Annotated in this window: 6 protein-coding genes; 4 read left to right on the forward strand and 2 right to left on the reverse strand. The window is 38.9% G+C overall.

Annotation, left to right across the window (positions count from 1 at the left end; all coding sequences use genetic code 11):
• On the reverse strand, positions 1–678 hold a 678-nt coding region (gene miaA, locus QZ562_RS19185; RefSeq protein ID WP_293763840.1), incomplete at its 3' end, for a tRNA (adenosine(37)-N6)-dimethylallyltransferase MiaA.
• Positions 679–1,010: 332 nt separating this feature from the next.
• Between miaA and QZ562_RS19190 the strand changes: the two genes are divergently transcribed.
• Positions 1,011–1,613, forward strand: a complete 603-nt coding sequence (locus QZ562_RS19190) for a response regulator (protein ID WP_293763843.1) — start codon at positions 1,011–1,013, stop codon at positions 1,611–1,613.
• Between the two features lie 269 nt (positions 1,614–1,882).
• Here the strand turns inward: QZ562_RS19190 and pepE are convergent, their stop codons facing one another.
• Entirely contained in the window at positions 1,883–2,605 is a 723-nt protein-coding gene (gene pepE, locus QZ562_RS19195) for a dipeptidase PepE (protein ID WP_293763846.1), read from the reverse strand.
• Positions 2,606–2,700: 95 nt separating this feature from the next.
• Here pepE and QZ562_RS19200 point away from each other — a divergent pair, with 95 nt between their 5' ends.
• The 3 genes from QZ562_RS19200 to QZ562_RS19210 all read left to right on the forward strand — a co-directional run bounded on the left by QZ562_RS19200 (position 2,701) and on the right by QZ562_RS19210 (position 5,000).
• Positions 2,701–3,177, forward strand: a complete 477-nt coding sequence (locus tag QZ562_RS19200; protein WP_293763849.1) for a low molecular weight protein-tyrosine-phosphatase — start codon at positions 2,701–2,703, stop codon at positions 3,175–3,177.
• Positions 3,178–3,309: 132 nt separating this feature from the next.
• Positions 3,310–4,653 (forward strand): class II 3-deoxy-7-phosphoheptulonate synthase, encoded by a 1,344-nt coding sequence (locus tag QZ562_RS19205; RefSeq protein ID WP_293763852.1) that lies wholly within the window; start codon positions 3,310–3,312, stop codon positions 4,651–4,653.
• A 65-nt stretch (positions 4,654–4,718) separates the two neighbouring features.
• On the forward strand, positions 4,719–5,000 hold the full coding sequence (locus tag QZ562_RS19210; RefSeq protein ID WP_293763855.1) for a FeoA domain-containing protein: 282 nt from the start codon (positions 4,719–4,721) through the stop codon (positions 4,998–5,000).
• Positions 5,001–5,363: the final 363 nt, after the last annotated feature.

A 5,363-nucleotide genomic window follows, 5' to 3' on the forward strand; every position in this document is an offset into this window, starting at 1 on the left:
CATTGTATGAAAGCGATTAAATATACGCTCATGCAACAGAACGCGATCATCGGGCAGCAGACCTAAAGTAATCACCGTGAATTCATCAAGAAATTTAGGTTTAGCATCAGCGCGATGCTGTTGATGGCGATATTGCGTCATGGTGATACCGCTGTCGCGAAACACCTCTAGCGCCCTCGATATTCGTTGCGAGTGGTTTGGATGTAATTTCGCCGCGTACTCAGGGTCGATAGCTTTTAACTGCTCATGCATGGCCGGCCACCCCTGTGCGGCGGCCTCTGCTGTAATTGCTTGTCGAATAGCTGGGTTGGATTCTGGCATATCAGCCAAGCCATCCACTAGTGACTTAAAATACATCATGCTGCCTCCCACTAGCAGAGGAATTCGACCTGCGTTGGCAATTATCGTTATCTCGACCTTGGCGTCACGACAAAAGCTTGCAGCCGAATAGGGCTCCGCCGGATCGCAGATATCAATCAGTCGGTGAGGATATGCGGCCAGCTCTGACAGCGTAGGTTTAGCCGAGCCAATATTTAGCCCCTGATACACTAGGGTCGAGTCGACGCTTATAATATCCACCGGTAATAATTTACTGAGTGCCATCGCCACATCGGTCTTACCCGATGCAGTGGGGCCCATCAACATGATCAATAGTGTCTTAGGAGCGGCTGTTGTCATAAATAATTATAAAGTCTTGAGAGGCATCAACAAAGAATATTAAACAGAAGTATATATGAATGATAACGATTTTTTTGTAAAAAAATTGCCTTTTCTGCAATAGTCGACCTGATAATAGAAACAGCAATAACCAATGGTCTACATTATTTATATTGCTCATTTTGGATAGTTTATAAAATTTAGAAAACCACATTCTCGACAATTAAACTTACTAATCGTAACCCAAAAATTGGGACCAATTATTTCATATAGTTGACTATTGATAGAGTTTAGTATAAATTCGGAAAATACGGAAAGAATGGGATGGGTAGAAAATTAATGAGTGCAATTAAATGTATCAAACCTCTAAGTTAAAAGTGACACACTGCTCATCAAAGCAAGCTGCCAGTTTGTTAGAGGTGACAACTCGCACCATACAACTATGGTCAGAATCAGGAATTTTAAAAGCTTGGAAAACAGCTGGGGGCCATAGGCGATTCAATCTAGAGGAAATCGAAGCTTTTAAGGCACAACTTAAGAAAAATACTAATGACTCCGGCGATCAGAGACTAACTCGTGTTTTAGTCATAGAAGACGAGCCCGATTTAATTGTGTTGTATAAAATGACAATTGAAGGCTGGAATTTACCCATTATTTTGAAAACAGCTACAGATGGTTTTGAGGGATTAATACAAATAGGATCTTGGAAACCAGATGTTGTTATTACGGATATTCAAATGCCAAATATAAATGGCATACATATGTTGCAAGCACTTTCTAAATTGGAATCTTTCAACGATATGGTGATTATGGTTGTTTCAGGACTATCAAAAGCAGAGATTGATCAAAAAGGGGGATTGCCAGCGGGGATACCTCTTTTCACTAAACCTATTCCTTTTGATGAAATCGAAAATATTATCAATCAGCAATGCGAATCAATATCAGCCCGTCTATAAATATTAATAAATTGTTCGTCATAATTTTATTGTAATTCAATAGTGGTGTTTCGATTTTTGATTTCACTTTTAGGTATTTCTTAATTTTTCAAAAATTTAAGTTACAAGGATATTGTTATTACTAGGCAGATAGCTAAATATAGTTTTGCATGCTTGAAGTGTGCAATTTAATAAGGTGTAAAATTACAGTAGAGCCCAGTTATAGTTTAAATGGGCAACGTTCAGGACATACATGAATACCAATTACGGAACCAATTCGTGTCTCTAAATCAAATCTTCAAACACTTACTTAAATACTTACTCAAATCCTGTTCTGGTTTAATAACAATTTGCTCGCCACCTTCAAATACCACTCCATCCAATTCACCCTTCAAGACCAAAGATTTCCCTTGTAACAACAAGGCTGTACCCTCACGAATTCCAATTACCGGAATATTAGGATTTAACATACAAAACTCTTCGATACGCTGTGCGCGCGTTTCGCCATTATGGCCAGGGGTTTGGTAGTCGGTGTAATGAGGATTAAGCTGAAAAGGTAAGAAGTTAAGAGCATCAAAACTAGGTGGTTGTATTATGGGCATGTCGTTAGTGGTGCGGATACTATTGCTGCAAATGTTTGAGCCTGCACTCCATCCCACATATGGTATGCCTCTATTAACTTGGCTTTTTATTACACAAATCAAGTCTTGTTGATAAAGTTGGTTTAGTAAGTTAAATGTATTTCCGCCACCTACTAATATGGCTTGAGCGTCTTCTAATGCTTGCTGAGCGTTGGGGAATTGATGAATGCCATTGACTTGATAGTCGGGTAGGGCGTTTTGTACTTTTGCCGTGTAATCATCCCAACTCACCGACACACCAGCAAATGGGATAAAGAGTAGTTCTTCTATGTTAGGTAAATATTGCGTCAACAAAGGGATGGTATGTTGAAGATAAACTTCATTCCCCACGATTGAGCTGCTGAACATTAATATACATCTTGGAGCATTCATTTTAAATTAAAACCGTTTATCACTAGACGCGCAATTATAGACATATAGAATGCTTTGCATAGGTAAAACCTTTCAGTAAAATATTAGGAAAAATAATGACAGTTAATACAACTTCAGTACTTTTTGTTTGTTTGGGTAATATTTGTCGTTCACCCAGTGCTGAAGCGGTCTTTAAGAAAAAATCGGCTGATGACGGTTTGACTATTGAAATTGACTCTGCGGGAACGGCTGGATATCACAATGGAGCTGCGCCAGACAAACGTTCACAAGCTGTGGGTTTGGAAAAGGGATACAGTTTTAAAGGCTTAAAATGTAGAAAGGTGGTCGAACAAGATTTTGAAAAATTTGATTATATTCTTGGTATGGATAACGATAACGTTGCTAATCTTCTAAAAGCTTGCCCTGAAGAATTTAAACACAAAGTCTCGTTATTATTAAGCTTTAGTCAATCTGAGGAGCAACAGGTGCCTGATCCTTATTATGGTGGTAGACGTGGTTTCGAATATGTTTTAAACCTGATTGAAGAAGGGGTTGACGGTTTAATTAAACATCTTAAATCCAGTAGGTCATAAGTTATTGATTTAAATTTCAAGAATAAACACGTTAGTGATTGAAATTTCCAGTCATACCCTCTAAATTCTCGTCCCAGTTTGTCGGTTCACAGTTTAACCGACCACCTTATATTTATTTTACAAGGAAAAATCGTGAGTCATTGGCAACCAGATAGTTGGCGTTCAAAGCCTATTTTGCAACAACCTACCTATGAAGATAAAAAACACCTTAAACAGGTTGAAGATACACTTGGGGGTTATCCTCCATTGGTATTTGCTGCCGAAACTCGATCTTTGTATAAGCAGTTAGGTGCTGTAGCAGAAGGAAAGGGGTTCTTGTTACAAGGTGGTGATTGCGCTGAATCTTTTGATGAGTTTAATGCGCCAAAAATTCGCGATACTTTCAAAGTCATTTTGCAAATGGCTATAGTGCTGACCTATGCGGGCCGCTGCCCAGTAGTAAAAGTGGCTCGTATGGCAGGACAGTATGCTAAGCCTCGTTCTGGGGATTTTGAAACCATTAATGGCATCTCACTGCCTAGTTATCGCGGTGATATTATTAACAGCTTTGAATTTACTGAAGCATCGCGTAGACCTGATCCTCAACGGATGATAGAGGCCTATCATCGTGGTGCGTCCACTTTGAATTTATTACGTGCTTTTGCACAAGGTGGATTGGCCGATTTACATGAAGTTAATCGCTGGAATATGGCTTTTGTGGAGAATAATCCTTTAAAAGACCGTTATCACGATCTGGCTTCTCGCATTCAAGATTCATTAGAATTTATGAACGTTATGGGAATTAACTCCACTAACACACCAACCTTGCATGAAACTAGTTTGTATACTTCTCATGAGGCTTTGTTACTCAACTATGAGCAAGCTTTAACTCGGGTCGACACACTAACGGGTAATTGGTACAACTGTTCGGCGCATATGCTGTGGATTGGTGAGAGGACTCGTCAACTTGACCATGCTCACTTGGAGTTTTTCCGCGGAATTCATAATCCTATTGGTGTGAAAGTAGGCCCGAGCATGCAGGAGGATGAATTAATTCAGCTGATTGATGCACTCAACCCAAATAATGATGCGGGTCGCCTTACATTGATTACCCGCATGGGCGCAGATAAACTTGAGCACAACTTACCCAAGCTTTTACGCCGAGTTAAACAAGAAGGTCGCAAAGTAGTGTGGAGTTCTGATCCCATGCATGGCAATACCTTCAAAGCTTCAAGCGGCTATAAAACTCGTAACTTCGATGCTATTTTACGTGAAATACAGCAGTTCTTTGCTGCACACGAAGCCGAAGGTACACATGCAGGTGGTATTCACTTAGAAATGACTGGCCAGCATGTGACTGAATGTACAGGTGGGGCTTATGAAATCAGTGATGACGATTTAGCTCAAGCTTACAAGACACAATGTGACCCGCGATTAAATGCTGATCAAGTATTAGAAATGGCGTTTCTTGTGGCTGACCGTTTACGTAAAGCCTAAACGACTGGAACTTGCCGCTTTGTGATGTGCTTAATTGCATAGCGGCTGTTTTAAATGATAATACGATGATTGTTAATACTTGCATCATTTGGTTTGGTAGCAATAAACAATCTGCAAATATTGAAAATATTGAAAATATTGAAAATATCGAAAATATCGAAAATATTGAACCTAATCTTAAGCCTGTATTTTTTGAGCGTCTACACAAAATAGGTTTTGTTGCAGGTCAAGCCATTTGGTGTCTTTATCGCAACCCTTTAAAAAGACCTTTAGTTCTTCAGGCTAGTAATTATGAGTTCTCGTTAAAACAAAGCATTGCTAATCGCATTAATATTAGTGTGGCTTAATACTCATATTCGAGATTTTTAATTTAGCTGTTGGCAACATAAAGTAGTTATTACCGAAGATTGTTTTAAGACCCATCCATGTCACACCATTTTAATTCTGAAAGGTATTTAATAAAGTATCATTTTGGTTGTCAAATCTAATATGGAAAAATCCGACTGCTTGATTAACTAAAAGTATGTGCCAAAAAGTGGCTAACTTTCTTGGCATGACGATTGAATTAAAAAGTGGCAAATTTGACGAATATTAGTTAATTAACTTTCGCGGTTCTTATTCAATAAGATTGTTGTTATGGCTTGGTAATACTGGTTTCATTTTTAGCTCTCGAGGTATTTGTTGGAGACCTAGTTATTTTATTTGGCGTT

This window comes from uncultured Paraglaciecola sp., from assembly GCF_913058035.1.
Taxonomy (GTDB): Bacteria; Pseudomonadota; Gammaproteobacteria; order Enterobacterales; family Alteromonadaceae; genus Paraglaciecola.